We start from the raw sequence: 25,440 nt of genomic DNA on the forward strand, positions 1-25,440 counted from the left end.
GTCAGTCATTTTTGTGCTATAGGAGCATGCGACTCTGTAATTGCAACAGGAGTGACTGACCCATGCCCTTTTACAACGACCTGCGTCCCGACAGTGATCATAAGAAGCGTGATTATGCGCTGATCTTTCCGGACATGAAAAAATCGGAGAAGAAGCGGGCGATACAGGGGATATTGCGTCTGAAAGAGGGGTTGGACACGCATATCCCGCCGCGCCGGACGGGCAGCAGCCTGTTGATCGCAAGCTGGAATATCAAGGAATTTGGCCATACACGGCAACGCTTGCCCGAGGCTTATTTCTATATTGCCGAAGTAATTGCGCGTTTCGACCTGGTGATTGTGCAGGAAATCAAGTCCACGCTGGATGACTTGCATATACTGCTGCGTATTTTGGGCGGGGACTGGGACTATATCGTCAATGATATCACCAGCGGCGATGACGGCAATTCGGAGCGCAGCGCGTATCTGTACAACAATAAACGCGTGAAGCTGTCGGGCACCGTGGGCGAGCTGGTGCTGTGGAAGGACATCACCGATGGCAGTGCGATCAAACAGCTTAAACGCACGCCATATCTTACGGGCTTTCGGGCCGGGTGGAAAGAATTTGCGCTGCTTAACGTGCATCTGCAACCGGGTGATGACAAGGAAGAGGTTAAGTACCGCAAGCAGGAAGTCAGCCTGATGATGCGCGCTCTGGCAGAGAAGATGGACGAAGGCTGGACCAAACGCCTGGTCATTGCGGGGGATTTTAATTTCTACCGAAAGAAAGATGATGAAACGATTTCCATTATCGAAGACGCTGGGTTTTTCGAGATTGAAGGGTTGGTCGGCGTCAATACCAATGCCGCTGACAAACACGCATTTGACCGCATGTTCATCCGCAAGAATGAATATTTCAAAATCGTGCGGGACATTGAGGGCAGCCGCGTGGGCGGTGTGTTCAATATTTTCGACTATGTGTACCGCGAAGGGCAGGCGAAGCGGTACAAGAAATATATTCTTGAGAGCTATGGCGGAACCAAGGATCTGGATGGGGATGATGTTGCTCTGGAAAAACAGTACCATGTTTACTGGAAGCGCAACCAGGTTTCAGATCACCTGCCGATCTGGTTTGAACTGGAAATAGACAGCTCACAGAAATTCCTGGAGGGCAAGCTGGAATCTTTTTAGGTTTTCGGCTCCGATGGATGGATCAGCTATTGGCATCAATCCATTCGATCAGTGTGTCGACATCGCATATTTCAAGCGATCCATAGCCGGTCTGCATCAGGCCCTGCACCGCCAGCGTCTTGAGCGCCTTGCTGAGTGCCACTCGCGAAACCGCCATTTCTTCGGCAAGATCATTCTGGCGTACCGGCATTTCTACCCGGCCCTGTGCATGTCCGGCTTTTTCGAGCAGATTTTTGGCAAGACGTACTCTTAGCGGCAGGCGGCGTTCGTCTTCAAGCAGCTGCAAAGCACGGTAAAACTGACGGGTGACATGGCCGATTATATAATCGCGCAGTTCCGGGTGGCTGTCCATAAGCCGGTCGAGCTGTATTTTTGAAATGATCCGGAGCCGGCAATTTTCCGCAGCATAGGCATCAAAAGCACGGTTTATACCTGCAAATAATGGAAGTTCACCATAGGCCTCACCCGCAGTCAGCACCGTAAGAACGTTGGTATAACCATTCATATCAGTGTTGCTGAAACGTACGCCGCCACGATCAATTATCGTAAATTCCTGGCCGGAATCTCCGCTCTGGTGAATCATCTGCCCCTTTTCATAAGCGACGATATGACCCTGTGCAGAGATGGCATGGCGAAGCTCTTCGGGCAGCGTCGTATAGAAACTGGCCAATTGCAGAGGGCGAGTGAGTATCTGGCGACTGTTTTGCATAAAAGTAAACTAGTTTATTTTTCGATGTGCGTCACTGGTTTATATGCCTATTCAAGATAAACCCGTAGCGCAGCAACCTGTTCCATAAGTTTGGTAAAAGGAGACAAGATGAAGCCTGAGATGCTTGTTATATTAGGCATTTTCATGGGCTTTACCCTGCTGGAAATCCTGCGTACCGGTTTTTTCCATAAGAAAGGCCAGAGAGGCAAGGACGCCTGGGTCGAGATTATCGGTACTGTCACGTTGCTGGGCTTTACCCAGCCACTGGTCCTGGGCACAGCCTATTTTCTTATGTCACACGTGTTTCCGGGGGCGGAAGGTAGCTGGGCGGTGTTGCCCATCATTGCGCAGGTCGCGCTGCTTTTGGTATTTGACGACCTGACCCAATATGGCTGGCACCGACTATCACACAGCGTGCCATGGCTGTATGCGCTGCACCGCCCGCACCACGATGCCCCCTATATGAGTACGCGAATCGTTTATCGGAACAATATATTCTATTATTTCCTGATGCCGGGCATCTGGTTTTCCGGTGCGCTCATTTACCTTGGCCTGGGCTGGATTTACGCGTTCTATATCATAGTCAAAATGACGGTGATTATCGGTGCGCATAGCGATGTGCGCTGGGATGAAAAGCTGTATGAAATAAAATGGCTATCGCCGCTTATGTGGGTGGTGGAACGCACAATATCGACGCCAGCAACGCATGGCGCACATCATGGACGCCATGCGGCTGACGGTATTACCAACTATAAAGGCAATTATGGAAATCTGCTGTTTTTCTGGGATGTGCTGTTCGGCACGGCTAAAATTACACGCCGGTATCCATTGCAATATGGTGTTGAAAACCTGCCTGAAGTGAGCGCTGCGCAGCAGCTGCTTTGGCCGATCGTCCGCACCAAGAAATCCCCTGGTCCCGAGGAGACAGCGAACATACCAGCCGTGTAAGGCGGGTCGCATAGTTTGGGGGGGAAATCGCCGGACCAGCTAAAAAGCTGGCCGGCGATTTTGTTTTATTATCTGTAATTGACGCTACGTTATCCAGAAAAAACCCCGAAAATAGAGTTTTCTGAACAGTTGATAACCGCTGGCACTGCTTGACATTTGCGGCTGTGAGCCCGAGAATCCCTTAATTGCGTTACAAACAGAGGCAAAGAAGCCCGCAACGCACAGTTTGCAGGAGAGTATTAATGGCCACCGTATTTGCCGCTGACATGGCCCCGCCGCCCAAACCGCCGTCCATGCTATTGGCGCTCAGCGAATTACCGCGGGCGATATTTGAATTGGGCAGCCTGCCCTGGGCATCGCCGCTATTGTCGAAAGCGCCCAAGGGTGATGGCCATCCGGTGCTGGTGCTGCCCGGCTTTATGGCAAGCGATGGTTCGACGGCGCTGATGCGCCGCTTTCTGGAAAAACGCGGCTATGATGCGCATGCCTGGAAACTGGGACGCAATCTTGGCCCCAAATCGATTGGCAGCGAGGCGGAGCATCTTATCGACCTTCTTGACGCTGTACATACGCTGACGGGCAAAAAAGTGAGTCTTGTGGGCTGGAGCCTGGGCGGTGTTATGGCCCGGCAATTGTCACGCCGTCGGCCTGGTGCTGTACGCCAGGTCATTTCGCTGGGTTCGCCATTTGCCGGTCACCCCAAAGCGACAACTGTCTGGAAAATCTATGAACGGCTGACCGGACACAAGATTGACGATCCTGATACACTGAAGCAGCTTGAGGAAAGCGAATTGCCGCCACCTGTGCCTTCGACCGCGATTTTCAGTAAGGCGGACGGTATTGTCGCATGGGAAATCTGCCGTGAACCCGAAGGTCCGCAAACTGACAATATCGAAGTATATGGCAGCCATTGCGGCCTTGGCGTCAATGCGGCTGTGCTTTATGCGGTCGCCGACCGGCTGGCACAGGACGAGGGCGACTGGAAACCGTTTGACCGCAAGGGTGTACGCGGCTTTGTCTATCCTTCATCAGGGCACTAAGCCTCTTACAATTACAGCTTAACTCGCTTTCTTTCGTGCAGGCGCTTTCTTCTTGGCAGCTGCCTTGCGAGGCTTCGTCTTCGCGGCTGCTTTAGGCTTGGTTTTTGCTTTACTTTTTGTGGCAGGTTTCGCTTTTGGCTTGGCTCCCGTCTTTTTGGAAGTCGTGCCCAGTGTGGCCTTTTTCAATTCCTCAAACGTTTCCTGCATGGCGGCCGCGTAATTTTCCGGATCAGGCATCATGTCACGGTCAGACGTGAAGGAAATGCCGATCGTACCGCGATAGCTGTAGACTGCGTTGATAAGGCCCATGCCGTCAAAAACAGGGCCCAGGCTGTAGGTCGCAACCATTTCTGCCCCTGCGAAATAGAGCGGTATAGGGCTACCCGGGATGTTGGTGACGACGCAGTTGAATGCGGGTGAGTGTGCATTAGCCACGCCCATGCGTGTATAAAGCCGCGCGGCAATACCGCTAATGCCCGCAGGCATCAATTTGTTGTAATCGGCAAGCGTGCGTGCACCGATGGCGTTGGTCATCGCCTTGGAATTCTGTGCCTGTTCATGCACGAATTCAAGCCGTGCCACAGGGTCTTCAATATGCGTGCCGAGCGCGACAACCATGGCAGATACCTGATTGCCCATGGCTTTCTTTTCACCCTCGCTGCGCACAGAAATGGGTGCCATGGCGTTCATGGTCGATTTAGGCAGATCTCCACGTGATTTAAGATATTTGCGCAGCCCGCCTCCGACGATCGAAAGGATCGCATCATTGACCGTTGCACCCGGGACTGTGTCCTTGATGGCGCGGATATCTTTCAGCGGGAACATGGCCGCGTCGAATACTCGGTGCGGTGATACCTTGGCATTCAGCAGCGTCTTGGGCGCAGTGCGTGCGCCTTTCAGGCTGATTTCACCCTTGCTGATTTCACGGCCCAGCCGGGCGATACCGGGCAGGGTGCGGCCAATGGTTTCAACCACGCGTAGCGGCTGTGTGATATTGTTAACATAGCTACGCGCGAGCAGTTCGGCGACATTGGGCATATTCTCCGGCTTCCATGGCTTGCTCGCCGGGCGGTCGGGAATGTCAGGGGTAAGGTCATGCACGGCAGCGGCCATTTCCACACCGGACATGCCGTCAATCGCGGCATGGTGCACTTTGGATATGACCGCGAAACTGCCCTTGGGGATGCCATCTATATTGTCGAGCCCTTCGACAACGTTAAACTCCCAGAGCGGTTTTTCCATATCGAGTGGACGTGCATGCAGCCGTGATGTCAGGATGCATAGCTGCCGCCAGTCACCTGGCTTGGGCAGGGCAAAGTGGCGGACATGATATTCCAGGTCAAATTCAGGATCCTCGATCCAGTAGGGATGGTCGACATCCAGCGGTGCCCGCACCAGCCGCTGGCGAAAGGCGCGCGCGCTGTCCAGCCGGCTTTCTATGAAACGCAGGATATCCTTGAACCGGACAAAGCCGCCAGGTGCAGTCGAAGGATCGTATATTGCGCATGACCCGATATGCATCGGTGTTGTGCGTGTCTCCATATAGACAAAACTCGCATCCTGACCGCTCAACTGTTCCATAAATTTGCCTCCTGCACGCAGAATCGCCCCACTGCGATTTCCCGAGTCCCAAGGCATAGCATGACTTTACGGGGATGGCATAATTGCGCGGGCAAGACGGACAAGGAACATGCAATGCCGTAACGGCAGCCTTGCCACTGCCCCATATGCTATATGCCGGAGATGGTGAAAATGGAGCGGGCGAAGAGATTCGAACTCTCGACCCCAACCTTGGCAAGGTTGTGCTCTACCCCTGAGCTACGCCCGCTCGAGCGGCTGGTCCGGGTGCGCAGAAATATCTGCCTGCCTACCAGCGAAGTGGGCGGTTAGCATGGAGGTTTTATGCCTGCAAGCCTTAAAATAACATCCTGCCTGATTTTTTCGTATTATTTTCGTGTGCGCATTCATAAATCAGGGCTTGGCATCGCGGTGAAGGGTGCCCATGTTAAAGCGGATGCTGCGCAGGGGCTGCGCATGCTATATGAGATCATCAAACGGAGAATGAAACTTGGCCAGTATGGGACTGACAACCGAAGAACAAAAACTGGTGGAGGAATTCCGCACACAGGTCGTGGAACCTTCCATGTCGGGCATTGTCGTGCTCGATTTCTGGGCCGAATGGTGCGGGCCGTGCAAGGCGTTGACGCCAGTTATCGAAAAGGCCTGCGCGGAATATGCCGACAAGGGCGTGACGCTGGTCAAAATCAATGTCGATGAAAACAAGTTCATCGCCAGCCAATTCCAGGTGCAGTCGATTCCGACTGTATACGCGTTGTTTCAGGGGCAACCGGTTGCTGACATGACACAGGCGCGCACTGAATCGCAGATCAAATCAATTCTCGATCAACTGCTCGAAAAACTGCCACTTGGTGCCAATACGGAAACGGACCAGGCGCAGGATATCGCGCCTCTGTTGGAAATGGGTGAAGAAGTGCTGGCCGCAGGCGATGCCCAGCGGGCCTTTGGCATATTCGGGCAGATTACCGATATGGCGCCTGACAATATGGAGGCCATCTCTGGCCTGATCCGTGCGCTCATTGCAGGCGGCAAGGTCGAAGAGGCGCAGGCCATGCTTGATGAGCTGCCCGAAGACAAGACAGGCGATGCGGCGCTGGATCGGGCCAAATCAGCGCTTGCGCTGGCGAAAGAAGCGCCCACGAGCGGGGAAGCGGCCAAACTGAAAGCGCAAGTAGATGCGAATCCCGATGATCATGAAAAGCGGCTGGAATATGCGGGTGCACTGTTTGCCGAACAGCAGCGTGATGCCGCGGCGGACGAGCTGCTGACCATTATCCGGGCTGATAAAGACTGGAATGAAGGCGCGGCGCGGGCCAAGTTGTTGCAGATATTCGAATCGGTCGGACTGGAAGATCCGTGGGTTGCTGCAACACGGCGCAAGCTGTCGGCGGCGCTGTTCGGATAGGTTTGAATGACGGCGCTTACCATCACACGCATTTCGATTTTTCCGCTTCCGGGGGCGATCCTGTTTCCGGGCCTGCAATTGCCGCTGCACATGTTTGAGCCGCGCTACCGTGCCATGGTAAGTGATGCGATGGCGCGTGACAGGCAGATCGGCATGCTACAGCCCAATGATCAGAAATTTGACGGCATGGGCGGAGGAGAAGATGCGCCGGACCTGTTTCGCGTGGGTTGCTTGGGGCGCATCGCCGATGTGGAAGCAATGGATGACGGGCGCTATAATGTTATACTGGAAGGCATTGCACGCTTCCGTTTGATCCGCGAACTGGACGTGACGACCCCGTTCCGGCAGATTGAGGCAGAGTTGATTGAAGAGCTATCGGACAGCGATATATTGGCTGGCATTGAGCGTGCATCCCTTGAACGCGAAGCACGTAAGTTTGCCGATGCACAGGGCTATGCCGTGGACTGGGACCAGGTATCACGGCTGGACGATGTATCGCTGGTCAATGGTGTGTCACAGATTGCACCGTTTGACAGCGCCGCGAAACAGGCGCTGCTGGAAGCAGACAGCATTAGCGAGCGGGCTGAATTGATGGTGCAGCTGATGCAGTTTTTCAGCCGCCGCGATGACGATGATCCACGCGTGACATTGCAGTAACTTGGTTGCGCAGTGATGTTAGCTGACAATGCCCGCTAGCCCGAAGCTTCCACGCAATCCATCGATGATGAACTGTGCCGCCAGCGCGGCCAGCAACACCCCCAAAAGCCGTGTAACAACGGCTTCGACCTTGTCCCCCAACAGGCGCATGACGGGTCCTGCCGCCCAAAGCGCAAAGAATGTCAGGATAAGTACGGCGGCGACTGCGCCGAATATGATGGCTGCGCTTTCCATGCCTTCATTTTGCGACATAAGCAGCATGATTGAGGCGATTGAACCGGGTCCTGCCATCATCGGCATGGCCATGGGGAAAATCGAGACATCTTCGATTTCAGGTTGATCGTCTTCCTGCTGGTCAATGATTTTCTGCGCGCGTTCTTCGCGCCGGGCTGTGCGTTTTTCGAAAACCATTTCAATGGCGATGATAAACAGCATGATGCCGCCGGCGATGCGGAAGCTATCAAGCTCAATATGCAGTGCGGCGAGCAGCTGTTGTCCGAAAAGCCCGAATATCAGCAGGATGATCGCAGATACGATGACCGCGCGTAAAGCCATGGCACGGCGCTGTACATGGCTTGCGCCCGTTGTCAGGCTGGCAAATATGGGTGCGCAGCCAGGCGGGTCGATGACAACGAAGAAAATCGCAAATGCGGAGAGGAAAAGCTCAATATTGATCATGGCGTGGTCGCGGCAATTTCATCCTGAATAACGGGTTCATAGGCGCTGCCGTTCCAGATCGAAACGGTCAGAGTGCGCGCTGTATCCGCCTTTACATCCCATGTCCACTTCAGTGTCTGGTCACGCGACATACGCGTATTTGCCTGCGGAGCGTGTACAGGCACATTGCCATTGCACGATGCGATGCGTGTCTGCACAAATTCCGGTTTCTCGCGGGCATTGCCGGCAAAACCTCCATGATCGAACAGGAATTTCCAGTCTGCATCGGCAGCGCGCACGTCATAGCGGCGTTGCCATATGGTGGTGTAATAGCCTTGCAGTGCTTCACCGCCAATGAAACCGCCCTTTGATGCGGCGGTACGGCCATCGCATGACATATAAATGGCTTCTGCTTCCCATTGTGGCGGTGTGGCTGGATCTGCGCGGCCCTTGAGCCATTCTTTCGCATTCATTGCCTCGGGGACCAGCATGATAGCGTCATCAGCCGCCAGTTCACGAAAGGCGGTCCATAGACCATCTTCGCGGGCTTTGCGGTTAAAGGCGATTTCCGCCGCGACGACGCCGCTCGGATTGGGTTGCAGCTTTTTCAGTTCGAAATCATTGCCGCTGCCGAATGGGCGGGCACAGGCAGATAGTGCAAGCACGCCTCCGATTGTGAAGAGCAGGGTAATTTTTTTCATCTAAAATCCTTCAGGATCGGGCAGGCCCGCGCGGCGGTGAGCGGCGACCAGGGTATTACGTAGCAGGCAAGCAATAGTCATCGGGCCAACACCGCCTGGTACGGGTGTAATCGCGGCGGCATGGCCGATAACTTCCGCCGTGGCGACATCGCCGACCAGCCTTGTCTTGCCTTCTACGCCCGAAGCAATGCGGTTGATGCCGACATCAATGACAACCGCACCCGGTTTGACCCAGTCGCCCTTGACCATTTCGGCGCGGCCTACGGCGGCAACGACAATATCGGCACGGCGCACGACCTCGGAGAGGTTCTTGGTACGGCTGTGCGCGAGGGTAACGGTACAGTTTTCCTGAAGCAGCAATTGCGCCATGGGCTTGCCGACAATATTGGAACGGCCCACAACAACGGCGTCCAACCCGGATAAATCACCCAGCCTGTCTTTCAAAAGCATCAGGCTGCCCAGCGGGGTACAGGGGACCAGCGCATCTTCACCAACGGCGAGTTTCCCCGTGTTGATGACGTGAAAACCATCGACATCTTTTGCAGGTTCAATCGCGGCAATGACTGCCTTGTCGTCAATGTGATCGGGTAACGGCAATTGCACGAGTATCCCGTCAATGGCTTCGTCTGAATTCAATTTTTCAACCAGCGCAATCAGCTCGGCCTGGGAGATATCGGCATCGGGGCGGTGCTCTATGCTTTCCATGCCGGCGGCCACAGTTGCCTTGCCTTTGGAACGGACATAGACCTGGCTGGCGGGGTCTTCCCCGACAAGCACCACTGCGAGGCCAGGTTTGCGGCCCGCGGCCTTTACAAAATCAGGCACGGCATCGCCAATACGTGCGCGCAGTTTCGCGGCAAATGCCTTGCCGTCGATAAGGGTCGGGTCTGTCATATGGCTTTAGTAGACAGCAAGATTGCCAATGACAATCATCAGGACCTGCAGACCGATAATCAGCACCAGCGGAGACAGGTCGATTGCCCCGGTGTCAGGCATCATCTTACGGATGGGATTGAGCAGCGGGGCCAAGATCATATCAAATGACGAGTAAATCGCCGATACGGCCGGGTTCTGCATGCTGACAACATTGAACATCACCAACAGACTTATAATGAACTGCACGATGACAAGCATTACAATGACGTTGACGAGAAGGCTAAGTATCTGAAGTATCATGAGCATTTGCGGCTATCCTGTGACAAGCTATTCAATATAAGGTGTTATAGCTTACTAACACCCCTATGTGCAACGGGCTTTATTCCTCGCCCTGCGCCACACGGCGCACCAATGTGCCCGCGCCTCTTTCGGTGAAGAATTCAAGCAGCATTGCATGCGGCACCCGCCCGTCGAGAATGACAGCGGCGTCAACGCGCTGTTTCACTGCCTTTACACAGGTTTCCAGCTTGGGAATCATGCCGCCGCTGATCGTGCCTTCACTCTGCAACTGCTCAATTCTTGCCGGATCAAGGTCGGATATCATATGTCCGTCCTTGTCCAGCACGCCCGCCACATCGGTGAGTAGGAACAGCCGTGCGGCTTTTAGTGCACCAGCAACTGCGCCCGCCATTGTGTCGGCGTTGATGTTATAGGTCTGCCCATCCGGTCCCACACCTATCGGCGCGATGACAGGGATCATGCCTGATGCCGACAGGTTTTCGAGCACGCTGCAATCAACTTCGCTCGGTTCGCCCACAAAACCCAGGTCGACAATGCGTTCGATATTGCTGTCCGGGTCGCGGGCTGTACGGCGCAGTTTGCGTGCCTTTACAAAGCCGCCGTCCTTGCCGCTAATCCCGATGGCCTGACCGCCGGCGGTGGTAATCCACTGTACCAGCTCTTTATTGATCGCGCCTGACAGCACCATTTCAGCAACTTCCGCCGTTTCCTTGTCAGTCACACGCAGCCCGTCGACAAATTTGGATTCGACGCCCACGCGTTTCAGCATCGCGCCGATCTGCGGGCCGCCGCCATGCACGACAACGGGGTTGATGCCCACGGCTTTCAAAAGGACGATATCCTCGGCAAAATTGCGGGCAAGGTCTGCATCGCCCATGGCATGACCGCCATATTTCACCACAAACGTCTTGCCCGCATAGCGCTGTAGATAGGGTAGCGCCTCGGTCAGCGTCTCCGCCTTGGCCAGCATGGCAGGATCGTGGGCGTTGCCCGTCATGCGTTGCTGCTTAACCCGCCAGAGTCGAGTTGTTTACCTAGCCTGACAAGGAAGACGATGAGGAAGGGGACGAGGACAAAGGACAACACGACCTTGGCCAGCATCTGCCCGCCCATCAATGTCGCAATCGGGAATACGCCATAAAAGGCGATGGTGATGAACAACAGCGTATCAATAACCTGGCTGAGCGCGCTGGCAATCGCGCCGCGCACGGCCACAAACTTACCTTCACCACTGCCGCGCAGCATGCTGAAAATCGTGACGTTCAGGAATTGTGATGTACCATAGGCGACAATGCCTGCCGCCATCAGCCGCGGACTTTGCCCCAATATCATTTCAAAGGCGCTCAGGCGTGCAGGGTCCATTTTGTCAGCAGCAGGCAGGGCCAGCACCAGCAGTATGAACAGCATGGAGGCAATCAGCGGCACAAAGCCAAGTATGACGAAACGGTTGGCCATGGCGCGGCCATGCAGTTCCGCCACGGCGCTGGAGAGCATGACCAGCATTAGGAATGGGAAGATCCCCGCTTCGACAGCGAGTGGCCCCAGTGCAACCTGTTTGTTGCCGACCACGCCCGCCAGTACAGTCATTCCGCCATAAAGCAGCGCGAATACCAGCAGCGAAAGCGGGATTGTCCGGCAGGACAATATGCCTTCACCCTGTGTTTCAGTGGAAGGAGCAGGGGCTTTCACATGGACGCCCGCTTCGTTCAGTTCGGAATGTTGTGTATCGGTCATTTCGGATTGTTATCGCCTTTTGGCTCCCGTGAAAAGGCGGCTTGTCAGGTAAAAACTCGCTTTATCCACAATTGCCGTGCTTTACGCAGGTGAATGGTTGTGGTTAGGACAGTTCCTGATCCATCGTTGCCTGGGCCCTGTTTCGGGATGAGGCGTCAAAATACTGCTGCATCAATGGCAGCCACATTCGGGGGAATGACATGAACCGCTACCTGATGAGCCTGATCGGAATCGCCATTATAATCGGCATTGCGCTGCTGCTGTCGAGCAATCGCCGCAATATCCGCCTGCGTGTCGTGGGCGCGGCGTTTGCGCTACAGGCGGGCATAGCGGTGCTGGTGCTCTATGTCCCCTGGGGCAAGGCCGCGATACAGGGTATGTCGCAGGGGGTGTCAAACCTGCTTTCCTATGCCAATGAAGGCACGGCCTTCCTCTTTGGCGCTTTGGCGTCGGATGAGTTGGGGCAGAATTTTGCGATTCAGGCGTTGCCGGTCATCATCTTTTTCTCGGCACTGATTTCGGTGCTCTATTACCTTGGCATCATGCAGTTTATCATTAAATGGGTGGGCGGTGCGATCCAGAAAATCATTGGCATTTCCAAGGTGGAAAGCCTGTGCAGCGCGGCCAATATCTTTGTTGGGCAAAGCGAATCCCCGCTGGTCATTAAACCGTATCTTGCGGATCTTAAACCCTCGCAGCTATTTACGGTGATGAGCGTTGGCATGGCGGGTGTGGCGGGTACTATCCTCGCCGCCTATGCTGCGATGGGCATCCGTATTGATTACCTGCTGGCCGCGGCGTTCATGTCCGCGCCCGGCGGCATTTTGATGGCGAAGATCATTATGCCTGACAATCCCGATGAAGTTGTCGATGACAGCAATATTCAGGCACTTGAGTATGAAGATGAAAAACCGGCCAATGTGATTATGGCGGCAGCGATGGGCGCGCAGACCGGCGTAAAGCTGGCTGTGGCGGTTGGTGCAATGGTGCTGGCTTTCGTGGCACTGGTGGCGCTTGCCAATGGCATCGTGGGCGGTATTGGCAGCTGGTTCGGATATGAGGGTCTCAGCTTCCAGCAGGTTATCGGTTATATCTTTGCGCCGATCATGTACCTGCTCGGCGTGCCATGGAACGAAGCGTTGCAGGCTGGCGGCCTGTTCGGAACCAAGGTGGTGCTGAACGAATTTGTCGCCTTTATCGAACTGGGCAATGCCGAAGGGCTGTCACCGCTTACAGTTGCAATCGCAACGTTCGCGCTGTGTGGTTTTGCGAATTTCAGCTCAATCGCCATTCAGATGGCAGTAACGGGCGGCCTCGCCCCTACGCAGCGACCGATGATAGCGAAGCTGGGCCTGAAAGCGCTGGCGGCAGGTTCGCTCGCCAACCTGATGAGCGCGGCTTTGGCTGGCCTGCTGATAACGCCTGATGCAGCGGGCGCGGTGGTCAGGGAACCGGTGACGGTGGAAGCGCCGGCGGAGACCGATGCGCCGGCCGGGAGCGAAAACGCTGCTAAAGGCGAGACTACGCCTGCCGAGTAATTTTCGTCATCCTGTCATCCTGAAATAAGTTTAGGATGACAGGCGCCCGGCACATCACTCCTCCCTGAGCGCCTTTTTCAGCTCATAAAGTTTGTCCAGCGCATCGCGCGGACTCATCGCATCGATATCCATATCGGCAATGGTATCGCGGATGGCATCGCTATCGGCCTCTTCCTCTTCAGCAATAGAGGCCGCGAATAGCGGCAGGTCATCCAGCCCTGCTGCCAGACCGCCCGTCGCAGCCCGTCCTGCTTCTAGCTTGGACAGCACTGCCTTTGCGCGGGCCAGAACCGGTTTGGAAATACCCGCGAGCTTCGCCACGGCCAGGCCGTAGCTGCGGTCTGCCGGACCTTCAGCCAGTTCGTGGAGCAGCACGAGTTCGCCTTTCCATTCTTTGGCGCGAACATGATGGAGCGTGAGCGCTTCGAGTGTTTCGGCAAGCCGTGTCAATTCATGATAGTGAGTGGCGAACAGGCAGCGGCAGCGATTGCTTTCATGTACCGCCTCAACCACGGCCCAGGCGAGTGCCAGCCCGTCATAGGTGGAGGTGCCGCGCCCGACTTCGTCCAGAATCACGAAACTGTCGGGTGTCGCCTGCGCCAATATGGCGGCAGTCTCGACCATTTCTACCATGAAGGTAGAGCGACCCTTGGCCAGATTATCAGAAGCGCCGACACGGCTGAACAACCGGTCGACAATGCCCATGCGTGCGCGGCTGGCCGGAACAAATCCGCCCGCCTGCGCCAGCAATATGATAAGCGCATTTTGCCGCAGAAATGTCGATTTTCCGCCCATATTGGGGCCGGACACCAGCCAAAGTCGGTCTTCCGGCTGCAAACGGCAATCATTGGCCACAAATGGCGCATTGTCTTTGGCAAGCGCAGCCTCAACCACCGGATGGCGACCATTTTCGATTTCCAATACCGGCGTGTCCGCAAATTCGGGGCAGGACCAATTACCTTCCGCTGCTCGCTCCGCATGACTGGCGGCAACGTCGATGCGGGCAAGTGTCTTGGCGGTGGCGGCAATCGCATCTTTGCGGGCTATGACCTGTTCAATCAGGTTTTCAAAATGCGCTTCTTCGGCGGCAAGCGCATGTCCGCCCGCTTCGGCAATGCGCACGGCTTCTTCGTGCAGCTCAGTGGAATTGAACCGCACCGCACCTGCCAGGGTCTGCCGGTGGGTAAAACCCGAATCTTCCGCCATGAGCGTGTCGCCATGGCGCGCGGGTACTTCGACAAAATAACCAAGCACGGCATTATGTTTGATCTTGAGCGTGTTGATACCGGTCTGCGTACGGTATCTTGCTTCCAGCGCGGCAATAGCGCTGCGGGCGTTTTTGCCGGTGTCGCGCAGTTCATCAAGCGCGGCGTCATATCCGGGTTTGATATAACCGCCCGACTGCCGTTCGGTCGGTGGTGTTTCGATAAGTGCATTGTGGAGCAGGTCCACCAGCGCGCCATGACCATCAAGCGCGGGCAGCCATTGCTGCAAAAGCTCGGGCGTGCCATCCAATGTGCGGAGCTGTTCGCGCAGCGTGCGGGCGGCATCCAGTCCGTCGCGCACCTGACCCAGGTCACGCGGACTGCCGCGCAGGGCGACAATGCGTCCCAGAGCGCGGGCAATGTCGGGGATGGATTTCAGAATATCGCGCAAATTATCGCGCAGCAGGCGATCTTCATGCAGCCAGCGCACTACGTCTAGCCGTGCCCGGATCGCGGCCTTGTCACGCAGCGGCGCAGCAAGGTCATTCGCCAGCGCCCGTGCGCCCGCCCCAGTTACTGTCCGGTCAATATTGCCGAGCAGGCTGGTGTGCCGTGTCCCGTCTGTACCGACGAGTATTTCCAGGCTCTCCCGTGTTGCCTCATCGATCAGCAGGAATGTGTTTTTTCGGATACGCTGCGGCATCTGTAAAAAAGGCAGGCTACCCTTGGTGACATGCTCCAGATACTTGAGCAATCCGCCCGCTGCAGCAAGCTCCGCGCGGGTGAAGTCACCGAAACTGTCCAATGTGGCGACTTCGAAATGGGTGCGCAGCGCGGCATCGGCGGCGCTGCTATCAAACTCGCGTGCGGCGCGCGATTCATATGACAGGTCCGAAAGCTGCATGGTTTCCGGGGCGATAATCTCACTTGGATTAAGGCGCGCGATTTCCGCGTTTAATGAGTCCGCTCCCACTGCCATCATGGCAAATTCGCCCGTGGAAATATCGCATACTGCAAGGCCGGTTTCCCCGTGGACATTTGCAAGCGCGAGTAGGCGATTGTCGCTGCGCGCATCGAGCAGGTTTTCCTCGGTCAGCGTCCCCGCCGTCACGAACCGGACTATGTCGCGTGCCACGAGGGATTTTGATCCACGCGCCTTAGCTTCGGCAGGCGTCTCGGTCTGCTCGGCAATCGCTACCTTGTGTCCCGCGCGGATCAGTTTGGCGAGATAGCTTTCGGCGGCGTGGACCGGTACGCCGCACATTGGCACGGGTTCGCCTTCATGTTGGCCGCGCGAGGTCAGCGCAATGTCGAGCGTGGCCGCAGCCGCCTTGGCATCGTCGAAGAACAACTCAAAAAAATCACCCATGCGGTAAAACAGCAGGGAACCTTCTGCCTGCGCTTTCAGCTCAAGGAACTGGGCCATCATCGGCGTGGGTCCCTTGGCTTTTTTGCCCGATTTTTTCTGCTTTGCTGACATGCTGCGCCTATCGATAGCCGAGCGGTACAGTCATGAAAACCCCGCCATACAGCCAGTTGTTGAAAACCGCATTCGTGAGATTTTCCTCTATCGCTTATGTGTATTAGACGCTACGTAAGGCGCTGTTACGCGCAAATCACCGCGCCCGAATTTGGGGAATTTTGAAAATATGTCTGACGATAGCAACGTTCCATTTACCGACCGTGAAGCCCTGCTGTTCCATAGCTATGGGCGTCCGGGCAAGATTGAGATTGTTGCATCCAAGCCCATGGCGACGCAGCGCGACCTGTCGCTGGCCTATTCGCCCGGTGTGGCGGTTCCCGTCCGCGCTATCGCTGATGATCCGGGTACGGCATATGACTATACTGCCAAAGGCAATCTTGTCGCAGTGATATCGAACGGCACGGCCATATTGGGTCTTGGCAATCTGGGCGCACTTGCGTCCAAGCCGGTGATGGAGGGCAAGGCGGTTCTATTCAAGCGCTTCGCCGATGTGGATTCGATTGATATCGAGCTGAAGACCGAAGATGTGGATGCCTTTATCAATGCTGTTGAGCTCATGGAGCCTAGCTTTGGCGGCATCAACCTGGAAGATATTGCGGCCCCGGCCTGTTTCATTATCGAACAGACACTGCGTGAACGGATGAATATTCCAGTATTCCATGATGATCAGCACGGCACCGCAATCATCACTGCAGCGGGACTGATTAATGCCTGCCTGCTCACCGGACGCAAGGTGGAAGATGTCAAGGTTGTGGTAAACGGCGCGGGCGCAGCGGCAATCGCATGCACCGAGCTGATCAAGGCGATGGGCGTCGCCAATGACAATGTCATTATGTGCGACCGCTCAGGCGTGATTTACCAGGGGCGCGAAGAGGGCATGGATCAGTGGAAATCGGCGCATGCTGCGAAAACGGATGCGCGCGACCTTACTGAAGCACTAAAGGGTGCAGACGTATTTCTGGGCCTGTCTGCGGCAGGCGCGCTCAAACCGGAAATGGTGAAAGATATGGCCAAACAGCCGATTATATTTGCCATGGCCAACCCGGACCCTGAAATTACACCACCGGAAGCAAAAGCTGCGCGGCCTGATGCGATTGTTGCTACGGGACGTTCGGATTATCCCAACCAGGTCAATAATGTGCTCGGCTTTCCGTTTATTTTCCGCGGCGCGCTGGACGTACGTGCGACACGTATCAATGACGAGATGAAAATCGCGGCGGCACAGGCTATTGCCGAGCTTGCCCGCGAACAGGTCGCCGAGGAAGTGGCAGCAGCTTATGGCGGTACGGCGCATAAATTTGGCGAGGATTATATCATTCCCGCACCGTTTGACCCTCGGCTTATGGAAGTGGTCCCTGCGGCGGTGGCGCAGGCGGCGATGGACAGCGGGGTTGCGCAAAAGGATATTACCGACATGGTGCGGTACCGCCATGATCTCAAGGCCCGCCTCAACCCGACCACATCGGTGCTGACACAGGTCTATGAAACTGCGCGCAAGAAACCAAAACGCGTGGTTTTTGCTGAGGCTGAAGAAGAGGTCGTTCTGCGTGCGGCGATCCAGTTTCGTGATGGCGGTTATGGCACGCCGGTGCTGGTCGGCCGTGACAAACGGGTTCTGGACAAGCTGCACCAGCTGATGGCTGATAACCCGGGTGACTTTGAAATTCACAACAGCGCCAATTCACCGCTGGTCCCGAAAATGGTCGATTATCTGTACGAACGTCTGCATAGGCGCGGGTATCTGAAACGTGACGTACAGCGCATGGTCAACCAGGAACGCAACGTGTTCGCCGCGACCTTGCTGGCGCTGGGTGAAGCAGATGCGATGATTACCGGTGTTACCCGGACGTTCAGCCAGTCCATGCGTGAGGTCCGCCGCGTACTTGACCCCAAAGCAGGTCAGGTGCCCTTTGGCATTCACGTTATGGTGGGTGCCAGCCACACTGTATTTTTAGCTGATACGACCGTTAATGAACGGCCCAGCCCCGAAGAACTTGTCTGGATTGCGGAGCAGACCGCTGCGGTTGCGCGGCGCATGGGGCATGAGCCGCGCGTGGCATTTTTAAGCTATTCGACATTTGGTAATCCCGCGGGCAAATGGCTTGACAATATTCGCGATGCCGTGGGCATACTGGATAGCAGGGATGCCAATTTCGAATATGAAGGTGAAATGGCACCCGATGTCGCACTCAATCCCAATCTGATGAGGAACTATCCGTTCTGCCGTCTGTCAAGCCCGGCCAATGTGCTGGTCATGCCAGGGCTGCAGTCGGCCAACCTGTCGGCAAAAATCCTGCGCGAGCTGGGCGGTGATGCTACAGTCGGGCCGATGATGGTGGGTATGGAAAAACCTGTACAGATCGCAACCATGTCATCGACTGCATCCGAATTGCTGACGCTTTCGTTATTGGCAACGGCAGGGATTGTGAAATAGGGCTAGCCCTGCTCACCCAGCAAGTGCCTGCGCATCATGCCGATAAGCTCATCGGGTGAAAAAGGTTTATTGAGCAGGTCGGCATGCGGGCCGTCACCTGAAAGCTCTCCACCAGCATAGCCTGTCATCAGTACAACCGGAATATCGGGGAATTCGCTTTTGACATGGGCTGCCAACTGTTGGCCATCCATGCGCGGCATACGGATATCGGATAGCACAAGTCCGGGTTTTCGGGGCATGCCGCGCAATATGGCGATCGCCTCTTCGCCTTCGCTTGCTTCTGTCACATCCATTCCCTCTTCACGCAGCAATTCGGCCACATGCCCGCGCAAGTCATGATTGTCTTCGACCAGCAACACGAACTTGTCAGCCATGTCCTTCGCGGGCATTTCGTCATGCGCTGCTGAAACCGGCTCGCTCGCGGAAATATCGTCTTGATGCTCCGCGGCGGGCAGCCACAGGGAAATGGTCGTGCCTTTACCGATTTCGGTATCAAGCGTGACAAAACCACCTGATTGCAGCACAAACCCCTGCACCTGACTCAGCCCCAGCCCAGTTCCTCTGCCGGTTTCCTTGGTTGTGAAAAATGGTTCGAAAATCTTTTCCGCAATGTCATCGGCAATGCCTGACCCGGTATCACTGACACATATTTTGACAAAGTCACCGTTGCTTGCATGGCCGCCAAGCTGTTCGCTGTCCGTTTCACTCACGGTGTAATTACCGACTTTCAGCGTGATACGCGCATCTCGCTCGCTATCCTGATCAAACGCATCACGCGCATTGACGATCAGGTTGAGGATGGCATTTTCAAGCTGCGCTGCATCGATATTGATGGGCCATGTACGCGCCGCACATTGGATATTGAAACTATGGCGCGCATCCAGCACCTGTTTAGCCAGAGGGATCAGGCCATCGATAAGCTCGTTGACGGATGTGATGGCCGGGGTCAGCGACTGGCGCCGGGCAAAGGCAAGTAGCCTTTGCGTGAGTGTGGCGGCACGCTGCGCACCTTCACGCGCGTTGCCGATGGCAAGATCGGCTTTCTCATAGGCTTCTTTCCGAAGCCGGCTGCGCGCTATATCAAGATTGCCCAGGATAATAGTGAGCAGGTTATTGAAATCATGGGCAATTCCGCCGGTCAATTGGCCGATGGATTCCATGCGTTGTACATGTGCGAGTTGCGCCTCGGTCTCACGGTCCTGGGTGATATCGCGGGCAATACCGAAAATCAGGTCATCCTGTCTGGCAAGATTCCAGCTTAAGTAAAGTGCATCCCCGTTGCTGCCACGCATGATGCGCTCCAGAGTGACACTGGTTTCGTCATTTTCAAGAGTTGCGGGCCCGCGGTCCTCATCTTCATGGAAATAATCAGCGACTTTCTTTCCGCTATTTGGATCTATCTCTCCAAAAGCCTGTTCCCACGCAGGATTACCGGCCACAATCGTGCCATTGCTGCGTGCAATAAGCATCATATCGAGCGAACTGTCCCACAGCCGGTCACGCTGGTCAGCGGCGAGTTCTGCTGCAATCTGTTTCACCGCCAGATTTTTGCGCAATTCCAGCAACGCTGCTGCCTGCCGTGCCAAAGCGGCGAGGGCATTGGAATATTTGAAATCATCGCGCGGCTTTGTATCCGACATACAGATTGTGCCAACAGCATAACCTTCGGGTGAGATTATCGGCGCACCTGCATAAAAGCGGATATGCGGCGGCCCGGTGACAAGGGGGTTGTCGGTAAAACGGGGATCCTTGTGCGCATCCAGCACAATCATCACTTCATTCTGGCGGATGGCATGGTCACAAAAAGCAATGTTGCGCGGTGTTTCAGTGTCACTGAGGCCGATCGCTGATTTGAACCACTGCCGTTCTTCATCGATCAGCGCCATATATGCGATGGGAACATTTGCAATTGTCTGTGCAGTCGCAACCAGATCGTCGAACAGCCGCTCTGTCGTGCTATCCAGTATGTCATAGGAACGCAGCGCTGCGAGCCTGCCCGCCTCGTCATCTCCCAGGAATAGCTGCTGTGTCGAATCTGCGTCCTGGAACATGGGTGGAAAATGGCCTGCCTGTTTGATGGGCTGTCACCTTAGCTAGTCATGGGCCTCCAAGCAAACCTGATTATCCGCAGCGGCGATAGCGAAAATACCATACTTCATGCCCTTGTTTGCGCGCCTTTGCCTCATAACGGGTTTCGGGCCAGCCGCCCGGACGTGTCAGGAAATCGTTTGCACTGTCGCATAGCCATTCAAATTCGCTGCGTTGGCGCATGATCATCATAGCGTGTTCGACATAGACGGGATGGTCTGTACCAAAACGAAATTCGCCGCCTGCCTTTAGTTTACGGGCAATCAGATCAACCGGGCCATGGTTCATGAAACGTCTTTTGGCATGGCGCGCTTTCGGCCATGGATCGGGATGGAGCAGATAAACGAAGCTGAGCGCATCATCGGGAATACGCTCCAGCACATCGAGTGCGTCGCCCATATGCAGACGGATATTGGGCAGGACACCATCGCGGATATGCATGAGCGCGCCAACCACGCCGTTCACAAAAGGCTCGCAACCGATAAATCCGTGATCGGGCAGCATGTCAGCACGGTAGGCCATATGCTCGCCAGAACCGAAACCGATCTCGAAATGCATCGGTCGGTTCGCGCCGAAAAGTCCCTTTGCCGTGACCGGACCTTCCGTTGGCACGGATATCTGCGGCAGCAGTTCATCGACAAGCAATTGCTGACCATCACGCAGTTTCTTGCCCTTGGAGCGGCCATAAAGCCGGCGCATCGTGGTGGGATCGGAATGGGGTTTATGGGACATGGGATAGCCGATTAGACAGTTGCAGATATTTTGCAAGTTTGATGATTGTTACACATGTAAATCCATACGCGCGTTAACCAATTGTTTACACTCTTTAACTATTTCATAAACTTATGAATAGTAGCGATTTTTTCTCCATACTGACCATGGTGATCTTAATGCTGTTTTCGGGGGTCTTTCTAGGCCTGTATCTTTATGACCGGAAACATCATTTTCCCGCCTGGGTTTCTGCGGCCTATGCTGCGGCGCTGCTCGCGTATCTGACGGATATTAACCGCACGATATTTCCGTCAATTATAGCGGATTATGTCACCAATACATTTTTCTGGATGTCGGGAATATGTATCATCATGGCTGTATGCACGCGCCTGAAAAAACAGGTTCCGGTATTGCCGATCAGCGTATTATTGCTTGCTGGACTTGCCGCGCAAAGCTGGTTCAGCTTTGTTCAGGATGACCTTATCACACGCTCAATAGTAGCAAATCTGTTTTCCGCTTTTGTGCTGATGACAGTGCTGCCCTTGCTGTGGCAGTCCGCGACCATTGCGATTGACAAGGCTATTTTCTGGGTTACGTGCGGGCTTGTGGGAAGCTACCTGCTGCGACCCATCATCATTTTCATGGTGATGGGGGAAACGCATACGCATGAGACTTACACGACATCAACAGAGGCGTTGGCCCAGCAAATGACAATCGCGGTTGCCAGTTTGGCGGGCGCAGTCACGCTGCTTATCGCTGCGGGCTATGACATCGTGGTGCGCACGCAGCAGGTGAATGTCATTGATCCGCTGACAGGTGTGCTCAATCGCCGCGGTTATGAAGAACTACTCGAAGAAACGGGTGCAAATGCTGACGAGCAATTGGTTGGCCGCGCGGTGATGATGTTCGATGTTGATGCCTTCAAGCAGGTGAATGACAATTACGGCCATCATACCGGTGATGCCGTGCTGGCCCGTATGGCGACAACGGCAAAAGCGGTTATCGAGCACCATGGCCAGGTCGCGCGGGTCGGAGGTGAGGAATTTGCCGTCATACTTAACGGCACCAGTTCCGCGGTTGCGCACGAGCTTACCGAGCATTTACGTTTGGCATTCGGGTTGCTGGTGCACCCGGAATTGCCTTCAGGCGCGTCAATTACCGCGAGCTTTGGTATTGCCTATACGCAGAATGACGAGACGCTGAAACGCACGCTCAGGCGCGCCGACATGGCTTTATATGCAGCCAAAGACCGTGGTCGCAACCGTATCATCGACAGCGCTGACCTGCGCCGTGAAGTGCCAGTGGAACATGTGGCCTAGCCCTTAGAGCAATTGCCCTAGAGTGCTGCTTTCAGTTTATCGACTAGATTAGTTTTTTCCCATGGGAAAAGGTCACCGTCTGCTGTCCGGCCAAAATGGCCATAGGCGGCGGTTTTCGCGTAGATCGGCTTATTCAGGCTCAGATGTTCACGAATGCCTTTGGGTGTCAGGCGCACCAGGTTTGGCAGCACGGCTTCAATCTTGGCTTCATCAACGCCGTCCGCGCCGGTGCCGTGCAAATCGACATAGACGGACAGCGGTTCAGCTACGCCAATGGCGTAGGACAGCTGTATCGTGCAGCGTTTGGCAAGCCCGGCCGCGACAATATTCTTGGCGAGATAGCGCGTGACATAGGCCGCGCTGCGGTCGACTTTCGTCGGATCCTTGCCAGAGAACGCGCCGCCGCCATGCGGGGAAGCGCCACCATAGGTATCGACAATGATTTTACGGCCGGTCAGGCCAGCATCACCGTCAGGGCCGCCAATTTCAAAACGCCCCGTCGGATTGACATGAATGACGGTCTGGTCGGTTACAAAACCACCGGGCAAAACGTCTTTGAACACGCCAACGACATAATCGCGCAGTTCATTATATTTGGCCTCATCGCCTTCGCCGTTGTGAAAGAAATATCCGGGTGCGTGCTGTGTGGACACTACCAGAGCGGTGGCCTCAACAGGTTTGCCATCGACATAGCGCAGCGAAACCTGGCTTTTGCTGTCAGGTTCCAGGAACGGGGCTTTGCCACTGTGGCGATCTTCGGCAAGCCGTTCCAGGATCTTGTGGCTGTAATCCAGCGTTGCTGGCATTAAATCGGGGGTTTCATCACAGGCATAACCGAACATGATGCCCTGATCGCCCGCGCCTTCGTCTTTTTCTTCGCCCGCGTCCACGCCCTGCGCAATATGCGCAGACTGGCCGTGCAGGTGATTTTCAAATGTCAGCGTTTCCCAGTGAAAACCGTCCTGTTCATAACCGATGCGGCGGACTGTATCGCGCACGGTCTCCTCAATCTCTTCCAGCGCACCATCGGCCCAGCCATTTTCGGCGTCATATACGCCGCGGCAGCGTATTTCACCCGCCAACACGACACGGTCCGTGGTGGTCAACGTTTCGCAGGCCACACGCGCTTCGGCGTCTTTGGAGAGGAATAGGTCGACAATGGCGTCGGAAATCTGGTCGGATACCTTGTCCGGATGTCCTTCGGAAACGGATTCGGATGTGAATAAATAGCTGTTGCGCATGAGTTTTCCTATCGTTTCGATATAGTGCTTTGCGACGCACTTATACATATAAAGAATTCTTTATACGCCCTTTAACGGCGGTGCCTGCCAATAGCAACAGCCGATATGAGCAATATGATGGCAAATACGATTGGCAATATGTTGCCATAACGCGCAAACAGGGTCGGCGCATGTGCGGCGGGCAGTGCGGTATCAATCCGTCCTGCCTGTCCGATGGGCACCGATTCCCGTATCCGGCCATTTGCATCAACCACGGCACTGATGCCCGTCGGTGTGGACCGGATGACGGGCAGTCCTTCCTCAACCGCGCGCAGTTGTGCCTGTGCCAGATGCTGGGGCGGTCCCCATGCACCGAACCATGCATCGTTGCTGGGGTTGAAAATGAAATCGGGCCGGTTGTCAGGATCAACCACCTGGCCGGAAAAGATGATTTCATAACAGACCTGAATGCCTGCCGTCCCAAAACTGGCCAAGTCAATATTGCGCGGGCCGGGGCCGGGGGTGAAATCAAGGTCGCCGGGGGCAAGGCGGCTAAGCCCGAACAGCGACAGAAGAGGGCGCATGGGCAGATACTCGCCATAGGGAACGAGATGGCTTTTGTCATAACTGCTGATAAGCTCGCTATCGGTATCCATCGCCATCACGCTGTTGCGGGCGCCGTAAATCTGTCCGCCCGCATTCACGTCGAGCTTGAGCGCACCCAGCACCATGATATCGCCGGTGTTCATCGTGGCGCGCAGCCGAGCCCGCGATTGTTCGGGCGAACCGGGGTAATAGAAACGGTTGGGATAACCTTTTTCCAGAAAGTCGGGAATTGCGGCTTCAGGCCAGAATATCAGGCGCGGCTTACTGCTGTCTGATTGTGTCAGCTGCGCGAGCTTTGCAAAATTCTGTGCGGCATTGTCTTCCTCCCATTTCACATCCTGGCCGATATTGGGCTGGACGACTGTGATGGGGGTTTTGGCGGGTGCTGTTTCAGTTATCCAGAAAAAAGGTGCCAGGTTTAGCGCCGCAAGCAGTGCGAGCATGGAAAGCGAAGACTTCCAGTTTCTTTGTAGCAAAAACACCAATGCTGCCGAGAATAAGACTACAAAGCCAGCCAGGCCATATGTACCTGTTATTTTGGTGAAACCGGTCATAGGAAGGGTGACAAGTGATGCACCCAACGGATTCCAGCTAAATCCGGTAAAGACCCAGCTTCTCAGCCATTCGGTAATGATCCACATTCCGGCAAATGCGAGAACTAGAACCCAGTTCGCCCTTGCTACGCCATTCCGGCCCTGGATTAATTTTGCGATCCACCATGCCGCCAGCGCCGCCAGCGCCGGATAAAGCGCCAGATAAAGCGAGAGCAGGACTACCGCGATATAGCCCAGCCATACAGGCATAGCGGCCTGAAAAGTAAAAGCCGTGGCGATCCAGTTCAACCCAAGCACGAAATGCCCCAAACCAAAGAGCCAGCCTCGCCCAAAAGCCGCTTTTTTATTCGGTGCGATGGCTATCAGGTGAATCAGCAGCGCAAGGCATACCAGAGTGGCCGGCCATAGACCGAGCGGCGCAAAACCTGTTGCGGACAGAACGCCAGTGATAAGCGCCAGCCATTTGGGATAATCGAATATTCGCGTCAGAATGTGCATGGCAACGCTA

21 protein-coding genes and 1 tRNA gene are annotated in these 25,440 nt (G+C 55.2%); 8 read left to right on the plus strand and 14 right to left on the minus strand.

Features of this window, described 5'->3' with window-relative positions:
- The first annotated feature begins 62 nt into the window (after positions 1-62).
- On the plus strand, positions 63-1,169 hold the full coding sequence (locus tag G6Q15_RS03325; RefSeq protein WP_164115624.1) for an endonuclease/exonuclease/phosphatase family protein: 1,107 nt from the start codon (positions 63-65) through the stop codon (positions 1,167-1,169).
- 22 nt (positions 1,170-1,191) lie between these two features.
- On the opposite strand, the gene G6Q15_RS03330 is transcribed toward G6Q15_RS03325, so the two are convergent.
- A complete protein-coding gene (locus G6Q15_RS03330; RefSeq protein WP_164115626.1) occupies positions 1,192-1,878 on the minus strand; it encodes a Crp/Fnr family transcriptional regulator in 687 nt (228 codons plus the stop codon).
- Between the two features lie 108 nt (positions 1,879-1,986).
- Here G6Q15_RS03330 and G6Q15_RS03335 point away from each other — a divergent pair, with 108 nt between their 5' ends.
- Both G6Q15_RS03335 and G6Q15_RS03340 read left to right on the plus strand, forming a co-directional pair.
- Complete coding sequence (locus G6Q15_RS03335) at positions 1,987-2,826, plus strand: sterol desaturase family protein (RefSeq protein ID WP_164115628.1); 840 nt, start codon at positions 1,987-1,989, stop codon at positions 2,824-2,826.
- A 242-nt stretch (positions 2,827-3,068) separates the two neighbouring features.
- Positions 3,069-3,866, plus strand: a complete 798-nt coding sequence (locus G6Q15_RS03340) for an alpha/beta fold hydrolase (RefSeq protein ID WP_205518071.1) — start codon at positions 3,069-3,071, stop codon at positions 3,864-3,866.
- A gap of 18 nt (positions 3,867-3,884) precedes the next feature.
- Here the strand turns inward: G6Q15_RS03340 and G6Q15_RS03345 are convergent, their stop codons facing one another.
- Together G6Q15_RS03345 and G6Q15_RS03350 are read right to left on the minus strand one after the other, a co-directional pair.
- A complete protein-coding gene (locus G6Q15_RS03345) occupies positions 3,885-5,447 on the minus strand; it encodes a wax ester/triacylglycerol synthase family O-acyltransferase (RefSeq protein WP_164115630.1) in 1,563 nt (520 codons plus the stop codon).
- Positions 5,448-5,619: 172 nt separating this feature from the next.
- Positions 5,620-5,694 (minus strand) — tRNA-Gly (locus tag G6Q15_RS03350).
- 249 nt (positions 5,695-5,943) lie between these two features.
- Here G6Q15_RS03350 and G6Q15_RS03355 point away from each other — a divergent pair.
- Together G6Q15_RS03355 and G6Q15_RS03360 are read left to right on the plus strand one after the other, a co-directional pair.
- Positions 5,944-6,849 carry a tetratricopeptide repeat protein gene (locus G6Q15_RS03355; RefSeq protein ID WP_164115872.1) on the plus strand — a complete coding sequence of 302 codons (906 nt, stop codon included), beginning with the start codon at positions 5,944-5,946 and terminating at the stop codon, positions 6,847-6,849.
- 6 nt (positions 6,850-6,855) lie between these two features.
- Positions 6,856-7,506: an LON peptidase substrate-binding domain-containing protein gene (locus G6Q15_RS03360; protein ID WP_164115632.1), complete on the plus strand. Its 651-nt coding sequence runs from the start codon at positions 6,856-6,858 to the stop codon at positions 7,504-7,506.
- Positions 7,507-7,524: 18 nt separating this feature from the next.
- Here G6Q15_RS03360 and G6Q15_RS03365 read toward each other — a convergent pair whose 3' ends face one another.
- From G6Q15_RS03365 to G6Q15_RS03390, 6 genes are all read right to left on the minus strand, one after another.
- Positions 7,525-8,184: a MarC family protein gene (locus tag G6Q15_RS03365; RefSeq protein ID WP_164115633.1), complete on the minus strand. Its 660-nt coding sequence runs from the start codon at positions 8,182-8,184 to the stop codon at positions 7,525-7,527.
- On the minus strand, positions 8,181-8,864 hold the full coding sequence (locus G6Q15_RS03370; protein ID WP_164115635.1) for a hypothetical protein: 684 nt from the start codon (positions 8,862-8,864) through the stop codon (positions 8,181-8,183). Before G6Q15_RS03370 ends, G6Q15_RS03365 begins: the two co-directional genes overlap by 4 nt.
- A complete protein-coding gene (gene folD / locus G6Q15_RS03375) occupies positions 8,865-9,758 on the minus strand; it encodes a bifunctional methylenetetrahydrofolate dehydrogenase/methenyltetrahydrofolate cyclohydrolase FolD (protein WP_164115637.1) in 894 nt (297 codons plus the stop codon). It lies immediately after the preceding gene.
- Between the two features lie 6 nt (positions 9,759-9,764).
- On the minus strand, positions 9,765-10,040 hold the full coding sequence (locus G6Q15_RS03380) for a YggT family protein (RefSeq protein WP_345940284.1): 276 nt from the start codon (positions 10,038-10,040) through the stop codon (positions 9,765-9,767).
- A 79-nt stretch (positions 10,041-10,119) separates the two neighbouring features.
- Entirely contained in the window at positions 10,120-11,037 is a 918-nt protein-coding gene (gene argB / locus G6Q15_RS03385; RefSeq protein ID WP_164115640.1) for an acetylglutamate kinase, read from the minus strand.
- The gene (locus tag G6Q15_RS03390) at positions 11,034-11,627 is read right to left on the minus strand and encodes a queuosine precursor transporter (RefSeq protein ID WP_240330740.1); all 594 of its coding nucleotides are present in this window, start codon (positions 11,625-11,627) and stop codon (positions 11,034-11,036) included. Before G6Q15_RS03390 ends, argB begins: the two co-directional genes overlap by 4 nt.
- A 347-nt stretch (positions 11,628-11,974) precedes the next feature.
- Between G6Q15_RS03390 and G6Q15_RS03395 the strand changes: the two genes are divergently transcribed.
- Positions 11,975-13,312: a NupC/NupG family nucleoside CNT transporter gene (locus G6Q15_RS03395; protein ID WP_164115644.1), complete on the plus strand. Its 1,338-nt coding sequence runs from the start codon at positions 11,975-11,977 to the stop codon at positions 13,310-13,312.
- Between the two features lie 54 nt (positions 13,313-13,366).
- Here G6Q15_RS03395 and mutS read toward each other — a convergent pair whose 3' ends face one another.
- On the minus strand, positions 13,367-15,997 hold the full coding sequence (gene mutS / locus G6Q15_RS03400) for a DNA mismatch repair protein MutS (RefSeq protein ID WP_240330724.1): 2,631 nt from the start codon (positions 15,995-15,997) through the stop codon (positions 13,367-13,369).
- 169 nt (positions 15,998-16,166) lie between these two features.
- Here mutS and G6Q15_RS03405 point away from each other — a divergent pair, with 169 nt between their 5' ends.
- Positions 16,167-18,434, plus strand: coding sequence for an NADP-dependent malic enzyme (locus tag G6Q15_RS03405; RefSeq protein ID WP_164115646.1), 2,268 nt, complete (start codon positions 16,167-16,169; stop codon positions 18,432-18,434).
- A gap of 2 nt (positions 18,435-18,436) precedes the next feature.
- Here G6Q15_RS03405 and G6Q15_RS03410 read toward each other — a convergent pair whose 3' ends face one another.
- Together G6Q15_RS03410 and G6Q15_RS03415 are read right to left on the minus strand one after the other, a co-directional pair.
- Positions 18,437-20,485, minus strand: coding sequence for a response regulator (locus tag G6Q15_RS03410; RefSeq protein WP_164115648.1), 2,049 nt, complete (start codon positions 20,483-20,485; stop codon positions 18,437-18,439).
- A 70-nt stretch (positions 20,486-20,555) separates the two neighbouring features.
- Complete coding sequence (locus G6Q15_RS03415; protein ID WP_164115650.1) at positions 20,556-21,254, minus strand: tRNA (guanine(46)-N(7))-methyltransferase TrmB; 699 nt, start codon at positions 21,252-21,254, stop codon at positions 20,556-20,558.
- A gap of 113 nt (positions 21,255-21,367) precedes the next feature.
- On the opposite strand from G6Q15_RS03415, the gene G6Q15_RS03420 reads away from it, so the two are divergent.
- Positions 21,368-22,552 carry a GGDEF domain-containing protein gene (locus G6Q15_RS03420; protein WP_164115652.1) on the plus strand — a complete coding sequence of 395 codons (1,185 nt, stop codon included), beginning with the start codon at positions 21,368-21,370 and terminating at the stop codon, positions 22,550-22,552.
- 17 nt (positions 22,553-22,569) lie between these two features.
- Here G6Q15_RS03420 and metK read toward each other — a convergent pair whose 3' ends face one another.
- The gene (gene metK / locus G6Q15_RS03425) at positions 22,570-23,793 is read right to left on the minus strand and encodes a methionine adenosyltransferase (RefSeq protein ID WP_164115654.1); all 1,224 of its coding nucleotides are present in this window, start codon (positions 23,791-23,793) and stop codon (positions 22,570-22,572) included.
- A gap of 71 nt (positions 23,794-23,864) precedes the next feature.
- Positions 23,865-25,430: an apolipoprotein N-acyltransferase gene (lnt, locus tag G6Q15_RS03430; protein ID WP_164115656.1), complete on the minus strand. Its 1,566-nt coding sequence runs from the start codon at positions 25,428-25,430 to the stop codon at positions 23,865-23,867.
- Positions 25,431-25,440: the final 10 nt, after the last annotated feature.

Origin of the sequence: Sphingorhabdus sp. Alg239-R122 (genome assembly GCF_900537065.1) — a bacterium.
GTDB lineage: Bacteria > Pseudomonadota > Alphaproteobacteria > Sphingomonadales > Sphingomonadaceae > Alg239-R122.

Coding starts and splice junctions, on each gene's coding strand:
- G6Q15_RS03360 (WP_164115632.1), top strand. CDS start 6,856: ATGACGGCGCTTACCATCACACGCATTTCGATTTTTCCGCTTCCGGGG.
- G6Q15_RS03340 (WP_205518071.1), top strand. CDS start 3,069: ATGGCCACCGTATTTGCCGCTGACATGGCCCCGCCGCCCAAACCGCCG.
- G6Q15_RS03380 (WP_345940284.1), bottom strand. CDS start 10,040: ATGATACTTCAGATACTTAGCCTTCTCGTCAACGTCATTGTAATGCTT.
- G6Q15_RS03410 (WP_164115648.1), bottom strand. CDS start 20,485: ATGTTCCAGGACGCAGATTCGACACAGCAGCTATTCCTGGGAGATGAC.
- G6Q15_RS03420 (WP_164115652.1), top strand. CDS start 21,368: ATGAATAGTAGCGATTTTTTCTCCATACTGACCATGGTGATCTTAATG.
- G6Q15_RS03345 (WP_164115630.1), bottom strand. CDS start 5,447: ATGGAACAGTTGAGCGGTCAGGATGCGAGTTTTGTCTATATGGAGACA.
- G6Q15_RS03405 (WP_164115646.1), top strand. CDS start 16,167: ATGTCTGACGATAGCAACGTTCCATTTACCGACCGTGAAGCCCTGCTG.
- G6Q15_RS03355 (WP_164115872.1), top strand. CDS start 5,944: ATGGGACTGACAACCGAAGAACAAAAACTGGTGGAGGAATTCCGCACA.
- G6Q15_RS03365 (WP_164115633.1), bottom strand. CDS start 8,184: ATGATCAATATTGAGCTTTTCCTCTCCGCATTTGCGATTTTCTTCGTT.
- argB (WP_164115640.1), bottom strand. CDS start 11,037: ATGACGGGCAACGCCCACGATCCTGCCATGCTGGCCAAGGCGGAGACG.
- metK (WP_164115654.1), bottom strand. CDS start 23,793: ATGCGCAACAGCTATTTATTCACATCCGAATCCGTTTCCGAAGGACAT.
- G6Q15_RS03335 (WP_164115628.1), top strand. CDS start 1,987: ATGAAGCCTGAGATGCTTGTTATATTAGGCATTTTCATGGGCTTTACC.
- G6Q15_RS03370 (WP_164115635.1), bottom strand. CDS start 8,864: ATGAAAAAAATTACCCTGCTCTTCACAATCGGAGGCGTGCTTGCACTA.
- G6Q15_RS03390 (WP_240330740.1), bottom strand. CDS start 11,627: ATGACTGTACTGGCGGGCGTGGTCGGCAACAAACAGGTTGCACTGGGG.
- G6Q15_RS03415 (WP_164115650.1), bottom strand. CDS start 21,254: ATGTCCCATAAACCCCATTCCGATCCCACCACGATGCGCCGGCTTTAT.
- folD (WP_164115637.1), bottom strand. CDS start 9,758: ATGACAGACCCGACCCTTATCGACGGCAAGGCATTTGCCGCGAAACTG.
- lnt (WP_164115656.1), bottom strand. CDS start 25,430: ATGCACATTCTGACGCGAATATTCGATTATCCCAAATGGCTGGCGCTT.
- G6Q15_RS03325 (WP_164115624.1), top strand. CDS start 63: ATGCCCTTTTACAACGACCTGCGTCCCGACAGTGATCATAAGAAGCGT.
- mutS (WP_240330724.1), bottom strand. CDS start 15,997: ATGTCAGCAAAGCAGAAAAAATCGGGCAAAAAAGCCAAGGGACCCACG.
- G6Q15_RS03330 (WP_164115626.1), bottom strand. CDS start 1,878: ATGCAAAACAGTCGCCAGATACTCACTCGCCCTCTGCAATTGGCCAGT.
- G6Q15_RS03395 (WP_164115644.1), top strand. CDS start 11,975: ATGAACCGCTACCTGATGAGCCTGATCGGAATCGCCATTATAATCGGC.